Source organism: Leifsonia shinshuensis, from assembly GCF_014217625.1.
GTDB classification, from domain to species: Bacteria; Actinomycetota; Actinomycetes; order Actinomycetales; family Microbacteriaceae; genus Leifsonia; species Leifsonia shinshuensis_A.
Genome location: NZ_CP043641.1, coordinates 2702869 through 2720514 on the forward strand (window position 1 = coordinate 2702869; position 17646 = coordinate 2720514).

17 protein-coding genes are annotated in these 17646 nt (G+C 64.4%); 11 read left to right on the plus strand and 6 right to left on the minus strand.

Annotated features, from left to right (window positions below; translation table 11 throughout):
• Nucleotide 1 precedes the first annotated feature (1 nt).
• A complete protein-coding gene (locus F1C12_RS13055) occupies nucleotides 2–580 on the minus strand; it encodes a TetR/AcrR family transcriptional regulator (RefSeq protein ID WP_175337883.1) in 579 nt (192 codons plus the stop codon).
• Between the two features lie 186 nt (nucleotides 581–766).
• Between F1C12_RS13055 and F1C12_RS13060 the strand changes: the two genes are divergently transcribed.
• The 6 genes from F1C12_RS13060 to F1C12_RS13085 all read left to right on the plus strand — a co-directional run bounded on the left by F1C12_RS13060 (nucleotide 767) and on the right by F1C12_RS13085 (nucleotide 7038).
• On the plus strand, nucleotides 767–1270 hold the full coding sequence (locus F1C12_RS13060) for a hypothetical protein (RefSeq protein WP_175337884.1): 504 nt from the start codon (nucleotides 767–769) through the stop codon (nucleotides 1268–1270).
• A 367-nt stretch (nucleotides 1271–1637) separates the two neighbouring features.
• Entirely contained in the window at nucleotides 1638–1847 is a 210-nt protein-coding gene (locus tag F1C12_RS13065; RefSeq protein WP_175337885.1) for a heavy-metal-associated domain-containing protein, read from the plus strand.
• Between the two features lie 35 nt (nucleotides 1848–1882).
• Complete coding sequence (locus tag F1C12_RS13070) at nucleotides 1883–4150, plus strand: heavy metal translocating P-type ATPase (RefSeq protein WP_175337886.1); 2268 nt, start codon at nucleotides 1883–1885, stop codon at nucleotides 4148–4150.
• 52 nt (nucleotides 4151–4202) lie between these two features.
• Nucleotides 4203–4466, plus strand: a complete 264-nt coding sequence (locus F1C12_RS13075; protein WP_175337887.1) for a YHS domain-containing protein — start codon at nucleotides 4203–4205, stop codon at nucleotides 4464–4466.
• Nucleotides 4467–4522: 56 nt separating this feature from the next.
• Complete coding sequence (locus F1C12_RS13080) at nucleotides 4523–6703, plus strand: heavy metal translocating P-type ATPase (RefSeq protein ID WP_175337888.1); 2181 nt, start codon at nucleotides 4523–4525, stop codon at nucleotides 6701–6703.
• A gap of 17 nt (nucleotides 6704–6720) precedes the next feature.
• Nucleotides 6721–7038 carry a metal-sensitive transcriptional regulator gene (locus tag F1C12_RS13085; RefSeq protein WP_175337889.1) on the plus strand — a complete coding sequence of 106 codons (318 nt, stop codon included), beginning with the start codon at nucleotides 6721–6723 and terminating at the stop codon, nucleotides 7036–7038.
• 14 nt (nucleotides 7039–7052) lie between these two features.
• Here the strand turns inward: F1C12_RS13085 and F1C12_RS13090 are convergent, their stop codons facing one another.
• Nucleotides 7053–7304 (minus strand): SHOCT domain-containing protein, encoded by a 252-nt coding sequence (locus F1C12_RS13090; RefSeq protein ID WP_258045885.1) that lies wholly within the window; start codon nucleotides 7302–7304, stop codon nucleotides 7053–7055.
• Between the two features lie 137 nt (nucleotides 7305–7441).
• On the opposite strand from F1C12_RS13090, the gene F1C12_RS13095 reads away from it, so the two are divergent.
• The 5 genes from F1C12_RS13095 (at nucleotide 7442) to F1C12_RS13115 (ending at nucleotide 14066) form a co-directional block, all read left to right on the plus strand.
• Nucleotides 7442–7903, plus strand: coding sequence for a DUF6153 family protein (locus tag F1C12_RS13095; protein ID WP_175337890.1), 462 nt, complete (start codon nucleotides 7442–7444; stop codon nucleotides 7901–7903).
• An 83-nt stretch (nucleotides 7904–7986) separates the two neighbouring features.
• Nucleotides 7987–8592 (plus strand): DUF305 domain-containing protein, encoded by a 606-nt coding sequence (locus tag F1C12_RS13100; protein ID WP_175337891.1) that lies wholly within the window; start codon nucleotides 7987–7989, stop codon nucleotides 8590–8592.
• Between the two features lie 104 nt (nucleotides 8593–8696).
• Nucleotides 8697–10229 (plus strand): multicopper oxidase family protein, encoded by a 1533-nt coding sequence (locus F1C12_RS13105; RefSeq protein ID WP_175337892.1) that lies wholly within the window; start codon nucleotides 8697–8699, stop codon nucleotides 10227–10229.
• A 46-nt stretch (nucleotides 10230–10275) separates the two neighbouring features.
• Nucleotides 10276–11016 (plus strand): DUF4396 domain-containing protein, encoded by a 741-nt coding sequence (locus tag F1C12_RS13110; protein WP_175337893.1) that lies wholly within the window; start codon nucleotides 10276–10278, stop codon nucleotides 11014–11016.
• Nucleotides 11017–11342: 326 nt separating this feature from the next.
• A complete protein-coding gene (locus F1C12_RS13115) occupies nucleotides 11343–14066 on the plus strand; it encodes an AAA family ATPase (protein WP_258045886.1) in 2724 nt (907 codons plus the stop codon).
• Nucleotides 14067–14581: 515 nt separating this feature from the next.
• Here the strand turns inward: F1C12_RS13115 and F1C12_RS13120 are convergent.
• The 4 genes from F1C12_RS13120 to F1C12_RS13135 form a co-directional block, all read right to left on the minus strand.
• On the minus strand, nucleotides 14582–15583 hold the full coding sequence (locus F1C12_RS13120; RefSeq protein ID WP_185275393.1) for a hypothetical protein: 1002 nt from the start codon (nucleotides 15581–15583) through the stop codon (nucleotides 14582–14584).
• Nucleotides 15584–15596: 13 nt separating this feature from the next.
• The gene (locus F1C12_RS13125) at nucleotides 15597–16223 is read right to left on the minus strand and encodes a ribonuclease D (protein ID WP_185275394.1); all 627 of its coding nucleotides are present in this window, start codon (nucleotides 16221–16223) and stop codon (nucleotides 15597–15599) included.
• A 14-nt stretch (nucleotides 16224–16237) separates the two neighbouring features.
• Nucleotides 16238–16999, minus strand: a complete 762-nt coding sequence (locus F1C12_RS13130) for a hypothetical protein (protein ID WP_185275395.1) — start codon at nucleotides 16997–16999, stop codon at nucleotides 16238–16240.
• A 126-nt stretch (nucleotides 17000–17125) separates the two neighbouring features.
• Complete coding sequence (locus F1C12_RS13135) at nucleotides 17126–17566, minus strand: single-stranded DNA-binding protein (RefSeq protein ID WP_185275396.1); 441 nt, start codon at nucleotides 17564–17566, stop codon at nucleotides 17126–17128.
• Nucleotides 17567–17646 lie beyond the last annotated feature (80 nt).

A 17646-nucleotide genomic window follows, 5' to 3' on the forward strand; every position in this document is an offset into this window, starting at 1 on the left:
TTTAGCTAGCGGGTGGCTGCGAAAAAGGGCCCTGGATGGCACCGACAACCACCGCGGTGAGCCTGTCTACGGCGGAATGATCCGATGCGGTCGCGGCGGCTCCCATGGCGTGAACGGCGAACGCCGCGAGATCGTCTGCTGGTATGTCGGTGCGTGCGCGCCCGGCGCGGGCATCCTCATCAATGAGTTCACGCACCATGTCAGTCAGTTCGAGCTCGGCCGGCGAGATCCGCTCCGGAAGGTGCAGGACACCATCATCCCCATGTTGGTGTCGACGCAGCCGCGCGTACGCCTGTAGCGCTTCGCTCAGGCGGGATTCGGCTGGACTATCGTGCGCAATGCTGCGCAGCTGTTGGAGGTGACGCCCTATCTCTCGCTCCTGCCAGCCGGCCACCGCGGCGGCCACATCGGGTACGTACTTGTACAGCGTGGCGCGCCCTACTCCGCTGGCCTCTGCCAGGGCGGTCATCGTCAGACCGGTGATCCCCTCCCGATGAACCAGCCTCCCCGTCGCGTCGAGGATCGAATCGAGCACGGCCGAACGGTGCTCTTCGATCGTCTCGCTCCACAGCTTCGGCATGATTCCACTATAGCCGTTTGGGAGACGCTTTGACGTTTACGCGACGTTCTGTATAGATAAAGGCGTGACAGACAACAGGAACAGGCCCCCGCGCTGGGTGCTCGTCGTATCCGCAACGATCGTTCTGGCGATAGCCGTACTTCTCGTCCTGCATCTCACCGGTAACGGCATGGCGCGGATGCACGGATGACGTCGCCGCGAGCTCGAACGGCGATCGTCGCGTGGCACGTGGGGCTGTCGATCGGCTGGGTCGGCGCAGTCGCTGCCTTCGCCACCATCGCAACACTCGGCTGGACGACCGCCGAAGAGGATCTCTGGGCAGGAATCTATGCGGCGCTTCGGGCGACCATATGGTTCGTGATCGTTCCTCTCGCGGGTGCCAGCCTGATAAGCGGTATCTTCGTCTCGCTCATCACCCGCTGGGGATTGACGCGTCACTATTGGGTCCTGTTGAAGCTGATCCTGACTGTTGTCGCTACCGCCGCCCTCGCACTGCACGCACACGTCTCCGACATCGCCGCGCACGCGGCGGTGACAACCGGACGAGATTTCGCGGCCGCTCGCGTCCAACTTGTCGTCGACAGCGTCGCAGGGCTGATCGTGCTCTGCGCGATCGCGCTCCTGAGCTTTATCAAACCCCGAGGGATCACGCCCTGGGCCGCGCGAGAACGAGTCCTGCAGCGAAGTTGATGCTCCGCAATTACCTCGGTCGATAGATCGATGTCGCTCTCGATGCGGCTCAACTCAGCCGCACGGGCAGTCAATCGACGTCGTCACGATCCAATTGGGACAACAGTGCGCAGGAGCCGACCGTGGGGGCGTGCGCGGAATGAGCCGCCATGAGAATGCGCGTGGGCGTGCGCCATCGAACCTCCGATCGGGGGTGGGTGGCCGCGCCACTGTAGTACGGCGATCTCGAACGACAGAGAAGAGCCGCTGCGAAAACCACCATGTTGCGCGACGACGGACATCCAGGGTTGCAGAAATACCACCTAGGGGTATCATTTTCCAAGACAGCGATACCCTCCGAGGGTATCCCAGCAATCATGGAGGACTGATGGAAACGATCGAGTACCAGGTGACCGGAATGACCTGCGAGCACTGCGAGCGGGCAGTGTCCACCGAGGTGGCCCAGGTCGCCGGCGTCGAGAACGTGAAGGTGTCCGCGTCCGACGGCGTTCTGCATGTCACCGCCGCGACCGGCGTGGACGACACCGCCGTACTCGCCGCGGTCGACGAGGCCGGCTACGCCGCCGTCCGGAAGTAGGAACCGCACCGCCGTCCGAACCTGAGGAGCACCACATGACAGCATCTCCCTCGCCCGCAGCAAGCAGCGCCACCCTCGAGCTCGAGGTCGGCGGAATGACCTGCGCGTCGTGCGCAATGCGGATCGAGAAGAAGCTGAACCGTCTGGACGGCGTCACCGCGACCGTGAACTACGCGACCGAAAAGGCACGAGTGTCCCTGCCGGACGGCATGGATGTGGCCACCGTGATCGCCGAAGTCGAGAAGACGGGTTACACAGCCGCGCTCCCGGCTGTCGAACTCGAAAGCGAGCCGGCGGACGCCGACCCGGAACTCACTGGACTTCGCAACCGGCTCATCGGCAGCGTCGCGCTGTCCGTTCCGGTCATCGCATTGGCGATGATCCCGCCGCTGCAGTTCACGTACTGGCAGTGGCTCTCGCTCACGCTGGCGGCACCGGTCGTGGCGTGGGGAGCGTGGCCGTTCCACAAAGCAGCGTTCATCAACGCCCGCCATGGAGCGGCCACGATGGACACCCTGGTGTCGATCGGAACCCTGGCCGCATTCGTCTGGTCGCTCTACGCCCTCTTCTTCGGAACGGCGGGGATGCCCGGGATGACTCACGGGTTCAGCTTCACGGTGACCGCCTCGGACGGAGCTGGCAACATCTATCTCGAGGTCGCCGCTGGAGTCACCACCTTCGTGCTCGCCGGCCGCTATTTCGAGAAGCGATCGAAGCGGCAGGCCGGCGCAGCCCTGCGGGCGCTCCTTGAACTCGGCGCCAAGGATGTGGCAGTGATCCGCGACGGCCTGGAGGTGCGCATCCCAATCGAGACGCTGCGCACCGATGACGAGTTCGTGGTCCGGCCCGGCGAGAAGATCGCCACCGACGGGATCGTGGTCGACGGTTCGAGTGCGATCGACATGTCGCTGCTCACAGGCGAATCCGTGCCCGTCGAGGTCACGGCCGGTGACGCCGTTGCCGGTGCCACGGTGAACTCCGGCGGCCGCCTCCTGGTGCGCGCCACCCGGGTCGGCAGCGACACGCAACTCGCGCAGATGGCCAAGCTCGTCGAGGACGCCCAGTCCGGCAAAGCAGCGGTGCAGCGTCTCGCCGATCGCATCTCCGGCATCTTCGTCCCGATCGTTCTGGGCATCGCCGTAGTCACCCTGGCGGCCTGGATACTCACCGGTCACCCGACCGCTGCGGCTTTCACGGCCGCCGTGGCGGTACTGATCATCGCCTGCCCCTGCGCGCTCGGACTCGCCACCCCGACGGCGCTCCTGGTCGGAACCGGACGTGGAGCGCAACTCGGCATCCTGATCAAGGGACCCGAAGTGCTGGAGTCCACCCGCACCGTCGACACCATCGTCCTGGACAAGACCGGCACGGTCACCGCCGGGAAGATGACACTGCTCCAGGTCATCACCGCGCCCGACGTCGAGGAGTCCACACTGCTCCGGATAGCCGGCGCCGTTGAAGCTGCTTCCGAGCACCCGATCGCCCGAGCCGTCGCCGCCGCGGCCATCGAGCGCGTCGGCACCCTCTCCACTCCTGAATCCTTCGTGAACATCGAAGGCCGCGGCGTACAGGGCGTTGTGGACGGACACCTGGCGCTCGTGGGCCGCCAGTCGCTGCTGGAGGACTGGTCCATCGTCCTCGATGACAGGCTCGCAACCGCCAAGAACTCTGCTGAAACTGCCGGACAGACCGTGGTCTGCGTCGCATGGGACGGGAAAACGCGAGGGCTGCTCGTCGTCGCGGACGCGATCAAGCCGACCAGCCGAGAAGCGGTGGCCGCGTTCAAGCAGCTCGGACTCACCCCGATCCTGCTCACCGGAGACAACGCGACCGTCGCTCGGGAGGTTGCTCGCGCGGTGGGCATCGAGACCGTGCTCGCCGAGGTTCTCCCCCAAGACAAGGCCGATACCGTGCGCCGGCTTCAGACCGAAGGCAAGACGGTGGCGATGGTCGGCGACGGGGTCAACGACGCCGCAGCCTTAGCGACCGCCGACCTGGGACTGGCGATGGGAACCGGTACGGATGCCGCCATCGAAGCTGCTGACATCACGCTCGTCCGCGGTGACCTCCGGGCTGTCGCCGATGCCGTCCGGTTGGCCCGGCGAACGCTGGGCACGATCAAGACGAATCTGTTCTGGGCATTCGCCTACAACGTTGCGGCGATCCCGCTGGCAGCGTTCGGCCTGCTCAATCCGATGATCGCCGGAGCGGCAATGGCATTCTCCAGCGTGTTCGTCGTGAGCAACAGCCTCCGCCTGCGCGGCTTCCGCTCCAAGACCACCACGACCCGAACGGCCGCCTGAACGCCGGCGACCGTGCTCGAAACCGCATGACCACTCACGAAAAGGACACATCATGAGCGACAGCTGCTGCAACACCAGCACCACCAGCGACCACCACCACGCCGCCACCATGCCGACGGGAAGCACCAACCTCCTCGGCGGGACGGGCGCCGACGATCTCACCGAGTGCGTCGTGATGAAGGGCAGCACCGTCAGCAAGGCGAAGGCAGAGGCACAAGGCCTCTACCGCGACTACAACGGCGAGCGGTACTGGTTCTGCTGTGCCGGCTGCGCACCCCGTTTCGACGCCGACCCCACGGCATACATCACCGCATAACCGCCACCGCCCGGTACAGGCGGCCAGCAGCACATCACCCAGGTGAAGGGCTAAGCATGAACGACCACACCGAGCACGACGGGCGCGACCACCGCGCCCACTCCACCTCGACCGAGACCGCCGAGAACCACGAGGCCCACGACGTGGGCGAGCACGCCGGACACGACATGGCCGGACACGCCGGTCACGGCGGAATGGGTGGGCACGCCGGCCACGGCGACCATGTCGGCCAGTTCCGTCGTCTGTTCTGGATCATGCTCATCATCGCCGTCCCCGTCGTCGGCTTCTCCTCGATGTTCGCGATGATCCTGGGGTACCCGCTGCCGGACGCCGCCTGGGTGGCGTGGATCTCGCCGATCCTCGGAACGGTCATGTACGTCTGGGGCGGTCGCCCATTCCTCACTGGCGCCGTCGGTGAACTGCGGGCGCTCAAACCCGGCATGATGCTGCTGATCGCGTTGGCGATCACGGTCGCGTTCCTGGCGTCCTGGGGTGCGAGCCTGGGGATCCTGGATCACGAACTCGACTTCTGGTGGGAGCTCGCCCTCCTCATCGTGATCATGCTGCTGGGCCACTGGATCGAGATGCGGTCACTGGCACAGACCACCTCCGCCCTCGACTCACTGGCAGCGCTGCTGCCCGACGAGGCCGAACGCGTCGAGGGTGACAGCACGGTGCAGGTCGCCCCCGCCGACCTCGGGGTCGGCGACGTCGTCGTCGTCCGCCCCGGTGGCCGCATCCCCGCCGACGGACGCGTCGTTTCCGGCTCGGCGAGCATGGACGAGTCGATGATCACCGGCGAATCCAGCACCGTGCGCCGCGACGTCGGAGACGCCGTCGTCGCGGGCACCGTCGCAACCGACTCCGGTCTGCGCGTTGAAATCACCGCGGTCGGCGACGACACCGCGCTCGCCGGTATCCAACGCCTGGTCAGCGACGCCCAGAATTCCTCGTCCCGCGCCCAGCGGATCGCCGACACCGCCGCCGGGTGGCTGTTCTGGTTCGCCCTCGGCGCGGCGATCATCACCGCGGTCGTCTGGACCCTGCTCGGCCTGCCGGATGAGGCCGTCGTGCGCACCATCACGGTTCTGGTCATCGCCTGCCCGCACGCCCTCGGTCTGGCCATCCCGCTCGTCGTCGCCATCTCGACCGAACGCGCCGCCCGCGGCGGAGTGCTCATCAAGGATCGGCTCGCCCTGGAGAGCATGCGCACCATCGACACGGTGCTGTTCGATAAGACCGGCACCCTGACCAAGGGCGAACCCAGCGTCACCGCGATCGAGACCACCGACGGCACCACCTCCGATCGACTGCTGGCACTGGCCGCCGCCGCCGAGGCGGACTCCGAGCACCCGCTGGCACGGGCCATCGTCAACGCCGCAGCCGCTCGCCATGTGACCGTCGGCGCAGCCGCAGGTTTCGAATCCTCCCCCGCGGTCGGAGTGTCGGCCACGGTCGACGGCCACCACGTCCAGGTCGGCGGCCCGAACCTGCTGCACGAAGCCGGAGTGGACGAACTCCGGATCGCCGACGCCTGGCGAGAGGACGGCGCCATCATCCTGCACGTCCTGGTCGACGGACAGGTGGCCGGTGCGCTCAAACTTGCCGACGAGATCCGCGAGGAGTCCCGGCAAGCGGTTGACGCCCTCCACGCTCAGAACGCGCAGGTCGTGATGATCACCGGCGACGCAGACGCCGTAGCCAGATCGGTCGCCAACGAACTCGGCATCGACCGGTACTTCGCCGGAGTGCGGCCAGAGGACAAGTCCGCGAAGGTCAAGGAGCTCCAGGCGGAGGGACGCAAGGTGGCGATGGTCGGCGACGGCGTCAACGACGCCCCCGCTCTTGCCCAGGCCGACGTCGGAATCGCCATCGGCGCCGGCACCGACGTCGCGATCGCCTCCGCAGGAGTGATCCTCGCCAGCGACGACCCGCGTTCCGTGCTGTCGGTCATCGAACTCTCCCGCGCAAGCTACCGCAAGATGAAGCAGAACCTGTGGTGGGCAGCCGGGTACAACCTCATCTCCGTGCCGCTTGCCGCCGGCGTGCTCGCACCAATCGGGTTCGTCCTGCCGATGTCGGTCGGCGCGATCCTCATGTCGTTGTCCACGATCGTCGTCGCCCTGAACGCTCAGCTGCTGCGCCGGCTCGACCTGCGACCAGAGACCAGCGCCCGCGTTGCCCTCGACCGAAATCGCACCCAGCCGGCGACGCCGGCACCCGCATCCCGAACCTGACCGCCCTTGGAGCCTTAATGAACGACACCACGACCACCGCCGAGCACGAACACCAGCACGGCTACATCACCGACAAAGCCGGATACATGCGGCGCCTCAGCCGGATCGAAGGGCAAGCCCGCGGAATCGCGCGAATGGTCGATGAAGAGCAGTACTGCATCGACATCCTCACCCAGATCTCCGCCCTGACCTCCGCACTCAAGAGCGTCGCCCTCGGCCTCGTCGACGACCACCTGAAACACTGCGTCACCGACGCCGTGCTACTGGGCGGGGACGAAGGCCAGGCCAAGATCCAGGAAGCCAGCGACGCCATCGCCCGACTCGTGCGTTCGTGACGGGTCCCGTGGGCTCAGCTTCCAGAACGACCCAACTCGTCCCGACGCCTGGCGTACTCGTCGTGGTCGATCTCGCCTCGGGCGTACCGTTCATCGAGAATGTCCCGAGGCGACGGACGCCCTGGCTGAACCGCACCACTACCGGCGGACGGACCACGCCGGCTAAGAGTGACCACCAGCACGATCACAACCGCGATGATCAGCAACGGCACAATCAGCCAAATGATCCACCACGCCCCCATGCCGCCCATCATCCACCCGTACACGTCCGCCTCCTCAAACGATTTCTCCATTCAGCTTGGACGCGAATGTGGAGACGGATGGGGCATTAGGTCCCGTCAGCGTTAAACCCCCGGCGGGTATCCAGACTGCGCCGGTAGTTTGTCTCCCGGAAGGAGGAGAAATGCTCGCCGACAGCATCTCGATGCGCACCCGCACCTGGCGCTGCGTGCTCGTCCTCCTCTTCGCGGTCGCGGGCATCGTGACCGGGATCCTCGCCATGCACGTTGTCAGCACGCCTATGGGCGAACCACACGGGTTCGTCGCGGTCCAGCCAGCGGTATCCGCGTCGACAGTGTCACACCCAGACCAATCGCACCCTGCAGTTTCCAGCCAGGCGATGTCCGACACCAGGGCGGGCGGGGGATGCGCTATCGACGGCTGTGATCCGATGCACGACACGACTGCCATGATCTGCACGCTCGCGCTGCTCGCCGCGACGATCCTCCTGATCGCCCCGGTACTCAGCCGGGCGCTCCTCGGCCTGGGCTCCCGGGCTGCACCCACGACCCTGGCCCGGATGATCACGCGCAGGGTCGGATCATCACCACCGTCTCTTCTCGCACTGTCTATCGATCGCAGATGACGCACACCGCACACCGCGCATCGCGCGGTGTTGCTTCAGCGTGCCTACCATCCGCAGATTCATACGACGAAAGAGACCCCACAATGAACATCCGACTGATCGCGATCGCCTCCGGCGCACTCCTGACCGCCGCCGCCTTGGCTGGCTGCACCGCGGGCGCCTCCGGAAAGGACCCAGGCATGGGCAGCATGTCCGGGATGACCCACGGGAGCTCGAGCCCCGCCGCCACCTCCGACCACAACCAGGCCGACGTCACCTTCGCCATGAGCATGGTGCCCCACCACCAGCAGGCCATCGAAATGTCCGACACGCTCCTTGCCAAGCAGGGCATCGACGCCCGGGTGACCGAACTCGCGCAGAAGATCAAGGCCGCGCAGCAGCCGGAGATCGACACCATGAATGGCTGGCTCGACACCTGGGGCCAGAAATCCGACATGGGCGGCATGGACATGGGCGGCGACGGCACGATGTCGCAACAGGACATGGACGCGCTGAGGAACGCGTCCGGCGCAGACGCGTCGAAGCTGTTCCTCACCCAGATGATCCAGCACCACCAGGGCGCCATCACCATGGCCACGACCGAGACCGAACAGGGCACGGCCACCGACGCCGTCGCGCTGGCGAAGAAGATCGCCGCCGCACAGAGCGCCGAGATCGCCACCATGAAGCAGCTCCTCGCCAGCCTCTGAACCGGTCGCACCAGACGCGGGCGCCGTCACCCCTCCCCCTCGTGGCGGCGCCCGCCCCTCCCCACTCCTCACGGCCCTCTAGCCGCTTCCTCTCTGGACATCTGATGAACTCTTCGAACCTCACCCGGCGCAGCCTTCTCCTCGGCGGCGCCGGGGTCGCCACCGCCTTCGCCCTGGCCGCCTGCACCGGCGGACCGAACCTCCTCACCGCGACCAGCAGCCCCGTCACCGCTGCCGAAACGGCCCGGCGGCGCACCGGGCGAACAACCCGCGTCCAGCTCACCGCCGCCAAGACCGACATCGACCTGGCCGGGCGCACCGCCTCCACCTGGGCCTACAACGGTGAAGTCCCCGGCCCCACCATCCGGGCACATGTCGGTGACATCATCCGCGCGCACGTCACCAACCAGCTCCCGGACGACACCACCGTCCACTGGCACGGCATCGCCCTCCGCAACGACATGGACGGCGTTCCCCCGATCACCCAGCAGCCGATCGGCCCCGGAGCTTCGTTCGACTACGCGTTCACCGCCGACGCCCCGGGAACCTATTGGTACCACCCGCACGTCGGCCCGCAACTCGACCGCGGCCTCCAGGGCCCGCTGGTCATCGAAGACCCCCGCGAACCCCTCAACTACGACCACGACTGGGTACTCGTGCTGGACGACTGGCTCGACGGCGTCACCGCGACACCCGACCAGGTACTCGCCGACCTCAAGAAAGGCATGAAAGGCATGGGCGGGATGGGAGGAATGGGCGGCATGATGGGCGGCGGCCAGGACGGCACCCCGACCCGCGCCGGCAACCTGCTCACCGGAACCGGCTCCAACCTGCTCGGCGGCGACGCCGGAGACGTCTACTACCCCTACTACCTCATCAACGGACGCCCAGCCGGAGACCCGGCCACCTTCACCGCCAAGCCCGGGCAACGGGTGCGGCTGCGCATCATCAACGCCGGCGGCGACACCGCCTTCCGATTTTCGGTCGGCGGCCACCGGCTCACCGTCACACACACCGACGGTTACCCGGTGAACCCGGTCGAGGGCGACAGCATCCTGCTCGGGATGGGCGAACGCTACGACGCGATCGTCACCGTCGCCGACGGTGCCTTCCCGATCGTGGCCGAGGCCGTCGGCAAAGCCGACCGCGGCTTCGGCGTCCTCCGCTCCAACTCTGGGAGCCCCACACCCACCGCGAACGGTTACACGGCCTCTGACACGTCACCGGTCACAGCGGCGGTACTGAGCGCCACCTCTGCAGACACCCTGCAGCGGCGCAGAATCGACCGCCGCATCGACATCGCCCTCACCGGCGGAATGATGAAGTACGACTGGGGCATCAATGGCAAAGCCTTCGACATGAACAACCCGCTCGACGGCGCCTACACGGTCCGGGAAGGCGAACGCGTCCAGCTCACCATCGCCAACCAGACCATGATGTGGCACCCGTTCCACGTTCACGGCCACACGTTCCAGCTCGACGGCGGCCCGCGAAAGGACACTGCGATCGTGTTGCCGCACCGATCTCTCACGGTGCTACTGGATGCCTACAACCCGGGCCAATGGATGACGCACTGCCACAACATCTACCACGCCGAATCAGGGATGATGGCCGTCCTCGGCTACGAGAAGAGCTGAGTCAACGGGCTACAGCCCGCGCCAGGATCCGGGTAGCAGTGGAGGCATGACGCCTCCCCACGCGATAACGCCTGCCCTGGGCGATTTCCCCACCTGGCTCAACGTCCTCGCCTGGACTTCCCTCGGGATCGGCATCGCCTGCACCATCGGCGTCGCCGTCGATGTGATCCGACGACCGCAGAAGATGGCCGTGATGAACGTCGTCTGGCCCGTCTCCATGCTGTTCGGAGGATTCCTCTGGCTCGGCGGCTACCTCCGCTGGGGACGCACACCCGCACCTTCACAGAATGCGGACGATGCGGAGACGCCCATGGCGGTGGCCGTCGGCACCGGTACCAACCACTGCGGGGCCGGCTGCGCGCTCGGGGACCTCATCGCGGAGTGGGTCGCCTTCCTCATCCCAGCCGTCGCCGTCGCGTTCGGCTGGGGTTGGCTCTTCCAGGACAAAATGTTCGCCGTCTGGATCCTCGACTTCATCCTCGCCTTCGGACTCGGCATCATCTTCCAGTACTTCGCCATCGCCCCCATGCGCGGGCTCGGACTCGGCAAAGGCCTGATCGAAGCGCTCAAAGCCGACGCCGCCTCCATCACCTCCTGGCAGGTCGGTATGTACGGGGCGATGGCGCTGATCCAGCTCGTTCTGTTCCCCGCACTCTTCGGCGGCCGCGCCCCGGTCAACTCGCCCGAGTTCTGGTTCGCAATGCAATGGGCGATGCTGCTGGGATTCGTAACGGCGTACCCGGTCAATTGGCTGCTCATTCGAGTGGGCATCAAAGAGCGGATGTAAGGCCGAGGGCACTCCAAACGTCAATCACGATCGGCATTGGCCTGGGAGAGGTCAAACATTGAGGGGATCGCGTCATCGCAGGCGCAAAGGGCATCGACCGAGAGGTGTGGGAGGCCGACGAGAGAGAAGAACCAAATATCGACAGACAACGAAATGAGAGAGCCAGCCCAAGAGAGAAGAACTGACACGAGGAGACAAGAGAGGCCAGGGCAAGAGCAACAGGAGAGACAAGAGATAGACGATGCACGTAGGCACTCTTTGAGTGTGCGCGCCCCGTGAGCGCCCAATTGCGCGCGAAACCGGAAGTTCTAAGTGTGAGAGGCGGAGTGGCGCGTTGGAAGCGCGGACAGGCAGCCCAGGGGGTCAAGCAGGCGGTCCGCTACGCCTTCGGCGGCGTCTGCGACGCCACCCTGACAGCTAAGACTGCCGACGGCGCACTGGCGGCCGCGGGCTATGCGGATGCCGTGATGACGCGGTACATCGTCGAGAATGGCGCCATCCGTGACGACCTGCTCACCCGCTCCCAGCTGAAGGATTGGGTCGATGGTGTCGACCCGCTCACCGGCGAGCGTCGGGGGCGGGATCTGGAGTCGCCGGTCGCGGATCTGATCTTGGATGCGACGATCAACGCACCGAAGTCGTTCTCGATCGCGGCGATGCTAGACCCAGAGTTGGCGGCCGCCTACGAGGATCTGCAGGACCGGTTGCGTGACCGGATCATCAAGCTGTGGCAAACCGAACTCAACGCCCGCCGAGGCAAGCAGGGCGCCATCCGCGAGGACCTTGCTCGCATCGAGATCGTCGAGCTCCGACACGAACGATCGCGCTCGCTAGACCCGCACAAGCACCGCCACCTCTGGCTGAACGTCAAGGTCCAAGGACTCGACGGGAAGTGGTCCAACGTCGACACTCGCGTCGCTCTCCGGTTCCAGAACGTCGTGAACGCCGAAGGCGACCTCGCCTCAAGGACCGACCCAACGTGGATCGCCGCGCTGGCCGCGAAGGGCTTCACGCTGGACTCGGACGGGGAGATAACACAGCTGCAGCATCTGGTGCGGCCGCTTTCGAAGCGCTCCGCGCAGATCGAAGCGAACAAGGCCGCTCACCTGCGGCAGTGGAAGGAGCAGCACCCTGGCGAGCAGCCTTCCCCCATAGTGCTGACTCAGATCGATCAATGGGCGTGGGCGGCGGGTCGGCCAAATAAGCCGGGCCAATTGGATGAGGAGGATTGGGCGTCGATTGTGATGGCCGAGCTTCTTCATGCCGATCCGGAACTCAGTCGACCGCGAAGCGCGGTCGCGGCTCGATCGATGGTCATCGGCGACCTAGACATCGACCTCTTCGCAGCCATGGCGATTGTAGATGCGGATGCCAGATCGACCGGTTCTGGAGGCAGATTCAGCGATTTGGATGTCCGAGCCGGAGCGATTCGCGCGATCGCTGCTTCCGGCGTAACCGCAGACCGTGCTCGGCTGGAGGCGGTCGTCGATGAAGTGATCACTCGTGCCACACGGACGCACACGGTGACACTTTTGCCTGAGCCGAATATCCCGGCGCACATCAAACGCCGGATGGCGACGTCCACGGCAACGCTGAAGGCCGCTATCGCTCAACGAACAGAGTCTCTAGCCTCGCCGGGCGCGGTTGTCCCCGCCGCAGAGATCACGGCCGTTGCACATGCAATCGAGCCCTCTAGGTCACTCGATGAAGGGCAATTGGAAGGCGCCTCAGCGATCGCCGGCTCGGACCGAATCGTCGTAGTTGCAGGCGCGGCTGGTACAGGTAAGACAACGATGCTCAAAGTCGCCAATGCCGCGCTGCGACAGCGGGGTCGCGTCATGATTATCGTTGCGCCGACTAAGAAGGCGTCCGCTGTGGCCGGGCGTGAGACGGAGAGCGCCTCGTCATCGCTGCACCAGCTGCTCCACGACTACGGATGGCGTTGGAAGAGCAACAACGCCGGCGCGAGCGAATGGTCATGTCTCGGAAGTGGTGACTTCGACCCAACGACGGGCGCCCAATACGAAGGTCCACGAATCGCGATTCGACCCGGTGATCGCATCGTCGTTGACGAAGCCGGCATGCTCGACATGGAGGCGGCCAATGCCCTGCTGGACATTGTCGCCCGGACAGGAGCAGGTGTTGCACTTGTAGGGGATCAGTACCAGGCGCTTCCAGTGGGACACTCGGGCGCTATGGCCCTCTTCTGGCGCAGAGCCACGCGCCAAGTCGAACTCCTCAATATTCATCGCTTCAAGGATCCTGCGTGGGCCGAGCTCAGCCTCAAACTTCGCCGGTCGGAGGGCCGCGAGCACGCGGAAGAGATTGCAAGCGAACTGGTCCAATCGGGCCACGCTGTCCTAGCGAGCTCAGAGCTCGAGGCTCGCGAGGCAATGGTCGACGCGTGGTTCGACGCCAACCACAGGCATAAGACCATCTCCCTGGTCACGGCTACCCACGCCGAGGCTCAAGCGATAAGTGAGGATATTCAGAGCCGACGCGTCGTCGACGGAAGCGTCGACATCCGTGCGGCCGTGTATGGACAAGAAGGACAGGCAATCTTCGTCGGCGACGTCGTCCAGACAAGACGCAACGACCGCAACACGGACGTACAGAACCGCCAAAACTGGGTAGTGAGGGGTGTCACCACTCAGCATGTGATGCTTGCTGCATCCAACGATTCGACGGACCTCCGGAGGATCACTCACGAGTACGCAGAGTCACACCTTCACTTGGCGTATGCCACGACCGTTTATGGCGTGCAGGGCGAGACGACAGATCTCTCGTTCGTCGGACCCAGTGTCGATGCAGCTGGCCTTTACGTCGGACTTACGCGGGGCAAGGACAACAACAGGGTTGTCGTAGTAGCCGCGACAGAAGTGGCGGCCACAGCTCAACTCGTTGACACAATGCAGCGTGCGGTCGTTGAGGAGACGATCGACAAATCACGCTCGGCGGCCCGTATGGAACTCCGGCGAGCAGCCCTACCCGAGGCCGGACAAGTTCGAACTGGGTCGCCAGCGCATGCGTCCGGCCTGGGTGCAAGCTGACATCCGGCGACTAGCTGGCTGCGAGTCCGTTCGTTCGAATTCGGCGGCCCGCAAGATTCGCCCCGTCGAGATCGGCGTTGCGCGCATCAAATCGCAGAAGCGCGACCCCCAGCTCATCGGCCCGATCCTGCGCAGTAGGTAGCACTCCCCCTGGCACGAAAACCAAAGGACGACGTCCATCGCCGGCAGCAACGTTCGATGCCCGCTCCACCGTTTCGATACTTAGATTGCGCTGTCGGTTGTCCACCCATGCAAGGTAGTGACTGCTGTAGAGGTCGCACGTCTGAAGTGCGACACCTGAGCTTGCGACCGCATCGTTTGCACCGAGATAGATCATCCACTCTAGGCACAGTTCGACGGCATCTTGATTCGAGGCTCCCCAGGGTCTCGGTAACGGCGGCAGACCTTGCATGGTCTCAGTGTCTACCCGACCACCGCTCGCATCCAGCGTCGCGGGCCTTGGCAGCGTCGAAGTGGAACGCGCACCCCACTCCGTTGAACTGGTTAACGGAGGTCTAGCTTTCGCTATCCGGCCTTCGAAAACTCGGGCCCAGATAAGCTCCCCGGCTCCGCTGGTTGGTCCCACGCCTGGCGTATTCGATGTGATCGACAGCGAGGTCGACATGTCCACCCACCGACCAACTCGTCACGCCTCGACGCCGAAGATGGTTCTTCCGAAAGAACCAGTTCGCGTCGACACCAGTGTGACTTGCCATCGCATTCGCGAGCGCGTCTGCGAGTTCAAGCGCTGAACCCGCGACCGCCATCACCGCCTCAGAAGTAGTCGTTAGTGCTTCGGTCTCTACCGTCTCGACGAGTCCTGAAAGTAGCCATCCTCGGCCGTGAGTCGCGCCCGAACCCAACTCCCACTGCCAGGCGCTTGCCGGAAGATATCGCTTGTATGCATCGGTCGCGTTGAACGCTAGGTTCTCCCGCTGGCCGTCGAACATCAGGCTTGCCGTAAAGGGCGTGGTCTTGGCCGCGGCGCGCGCGAATCCGTTGTCATAAAGCTGAGCGTGTATCTCGGTGATGGCTTCTTCGGCTCGCGCTTTAGCGGCCGCTGCAGATGGTCCGAACGCCTCAGCCGTACGAAGGTTCCCTTCGACTGACTCCAATTGATAGGCAGCCATGCGCAATATTGTTCGCGCTGGTGGCACGCCAGCATCCAGGATGTAGCAAATCCGCATGATCGCCTCGCCAAGCGCTCGCTCAAGCACGAACGGTGCAACCCGGACGAGCGAACCTGAATCGAAGGCTAACGCGATCGCTTCCGCAAGCTCCTTGCAGGTGCGAAGCAGCCGTTCGATGGTCTCCATGTTGGTTCCGAAGATGGCCCCATATACGAAGTCGCGCCGCGGGCTGGCTCGCATGTACTGGTCTAACGCGGCGATGCCGGAACCCCGACGCCGCTGGCCACCGGCCTCCAGGGCCTCGTCAAGTAGATTGTCGACGTCAAAGATAGTGGCGCGGAGTAGCCTCGCAGCGTAGATCCCTGGGCCGAACGGTTTCGGATCCATTGCCGATGCGCTCTCAGTACGTGAAGACATCTCCCGCACCCGAAATGTCGAGGGCCGCGCGAGTCGGGATGTACTCGAACGAACGCTCCACAAGCTCCCACACCCCGTGTGTACGCCCACGTGCTTGCAGACGCTCGAGCAGCGGCTGAAGATAGGCAACGTCCCTCGCAGCGTACGCAAGCTGCGTGTCGCTCAAGTGGTGCCGAGACCAATCCGAAAGTCGCTCAGTCTTATCGAGCTCAATGCCCAGATACATCTTCAGCGAAGACTTAAGGCTGTATGAGTCATTTGGCAGCCCGGGGCTGACAATCTTCGCTGCGATCTTGGTGCAGGCCACGTTCTGCGCGCGAACGGCCCAGTGCGCAGTCATGAAACGTACATCGAAGGGCGCGTGGTGGAAGAGTTTCGTGACTTTTGGTGCCGCGAGCAGACGACTCAGGTTGTCCGGATGTTGGTTGCCCAGCAACTGGACCACAAACACCTCGCCAGCGAAAGAGAGCTGGCAAGTCTCGATTGTCGCAGAACGCCAGTCAAGGCCAGTCGTCTCAATATCCCAGGCCACGACTGCCTCATCCATCGCGCGCGAGAGAATCTCAGCAGGTATGTCCCGCTCCACCACATTTGCGGTTAGTGACTGCATCGACCTTCCAATCCTCACTGGACCGGCGTGCTCTGCCTCAGAATCGCTTCAATGTCTGAGGTCACGAACTGCCGAATCATGCCATCGCCTACCAAGAAGGTTGGCACGGACCCCCGACGTTCTTGCGAGTGCGAATAGAGAGTGAGTACGGCCTTGTGCTCGAAGTTGTAACAACTGAACACGGCGTCGCCAGCCCGCACGTGAACTTCGCCGCCGAGCTCCTTGAAATCAGCAATCGCCTCGTTGATCTTGTCTTTCAGCGATTGCTCAGACATCTTGAATCGCTGGGACAAGGTGAACAACGTTTCCTTATCCTCCGGGTCGGGCAAGAAGACCCTTAGCCGGCCTCCAGGCTGAGCCGCGAGTTTCTGAAGGCGAACGCGATGCGCGTTCCTCCAGGTGGACGCGTATGCGACCACAACGTCGAGGGTCTTAGAGCCCTTAAATAACTCGTCCCACTCGACCTCCTGGAGGTACTCGTCGGTGACGCGCTCAAGCCCAGCCGAGACGACGTCGGATCGAAGTTGAGCCTTTGAAAGCACCTCCGCCAGAAAGGAGCGCTTTCCATACAATTCCCACGCGATGGTAATCAGGCCGGTCGCGACGAGTAGGCCGCCCAACTGACCGAGCAGCCCAGCAATCCACTGATCGGCTGGCGCAAACGGACGACTTGAAATGATCAGCAGCACCAACCCGGGAACTATGAAGACGATCGCGACGAGCGTTGATGAAAGATTCGTTGTTCGTCGTGCTTCTGTCGCGTCTCCTCTTGGCACGAGACAGATACTATTGAGCACCTTCTCGTATCGTCGGGTAGGCCGCGCGGCGATTCCGTTCGGCACGCAAGGTACACTTCCGGGTCGAGGCAGAGCCAGCATCCGGCTCTGCCTCGACGATCGCGCTCATCGAGCAAGTGTCGAAGGAGAAAGTGCTCTCGCGGCTGTCGAAGGGCCGGAACTCGACGCCTCCGGGCCGTCAACTTTTGGGCGCCGGGTCACCTCCGCTGCGCTGTAGCGGAGCGAGGGGCCGACGCTATCGGCGACGACTTCGGTGGCGGCTCGGGGTTCGCCGGTGGCCTGGTCGGTCCAGTGGCGGAACTCGAGGTTGCCGTTGACGATGACGGTGTCGCCCTTGGCGAGGCTGGCGCGGACGTTCTCGGCGGTGCGGCCGAAGACGGTGGTGCGGTGGTACTGGGTGTCGCCGTCGACCCATTTGCCGTCTTCGAGCTTGCGGTCGGTGACGGCGACGGTGAACTTGGCGAACTTGGTGCCGTTCTGTGATTCGCCGTAGTCGGGGTCGGCGACGAGGTTGCCTTCGATGCTGATCGGGACTCGTGTACTCATCGTTCTTCCTTTCCATTTTGGCGACCAGCTATTGGGTCGCTTTCACTTAGAACTTCCGGTTTGGGGTCGGAAAATGCGCG

Coding starts and splice junctions, on each gene's coding strand:
- F1C12_RS13110 (WP_175337893.1), top strand. CDS start 10,276: ATGACGCCTCCCCACGCGATAACGCCTGCCCTGGGCGATTTCCCCACC.
- F1C12_RS13055 (WP_175337883.1), bottom strand. CDS start 580: ATGCCGAAGCTGTGGAGCGAGACGATCGAAGAGCACCGTTCGGCCGTG.
- F1C12_RS13075 (WP_175337887.1), top strand. CDS start 4,203: ATGAGCGACAGCTGCTGCAACACCAGCACCACCAGCGACCACCACCAC.
- F1C12_RS13065 (WP_175337885.1), top strand. CDS start 1,638: ATGGAAACGATCGAGTACCAGGTGACCGGAATGACCTGCGAGCACTGC.
- F1C12_RS13070 (WP_175337886.1), top strand. CDS start 1,883: ATGACAGCATCTCCCTCGCCCGCAGCAAGCAGCGCCACCCTCGAGCTC.
- F1C12_RS13085 (WP_175337889.1), top strand. CDS start 6,721: ATGAACGACACCACGACCACCGCCGAGCACGAACACCAGCACGGCTAC.
- F1C12_RS13080 (WP_175337888.1), top strand. CDS start 4,523: ATGAACGACCACACCGAGCACGACGGGCGCGACCACCGCGCCCACTCC.
- F1C12_RS13060 (WP_175337884.1), top strand. CDS start 767: ATGACGTCGCCGCGAGCTCGAACGGCGATCGTCGCGTGGCACGTGGGG.
- F1C12_RS13120 (WP_185275393.1), bottom strand. CDS start 15,583: ATGGATCCGAAACCGTTCGGCCCAGGGATCTACGCTGCGAGGCTACTC.
- F1C12_RS13135 (WP_185275396.1), bottom strand. CDS start 17,566: ATGAGTACACGAGTCCCGATCAGCATCGAAGGCAACCTCGTCGCCGAC.
- F1C12_RS13105 (WP_175337892.1), top strand. CDS start 8,697: ATGAACTCTTCGAACCTCACCCGGCGCAGCCTTCTCCTCGGCGGCGCC.
- F1C12_RS13125 (WP_185275394.1), bottom strand. CDS start 16,223: ATGCAGTCACTAACCGCAAATGTGGTGGAGCGGGACATACCTGCTGAG.
- F1C12_RS13095 (WP_175337890.1), top strand. CDS start 7,442: ATGCTCGCCGACAGCATCTCGATGCGCACCCGCACCTGGCGCTGCGTG.
- F1C12_RS13100 (WP_175337891.1), top strand. CDS start 7,987: ATGAACATCCGACTGATCGCGATCGCCTCCGGCGCACTCCTGACCGCC.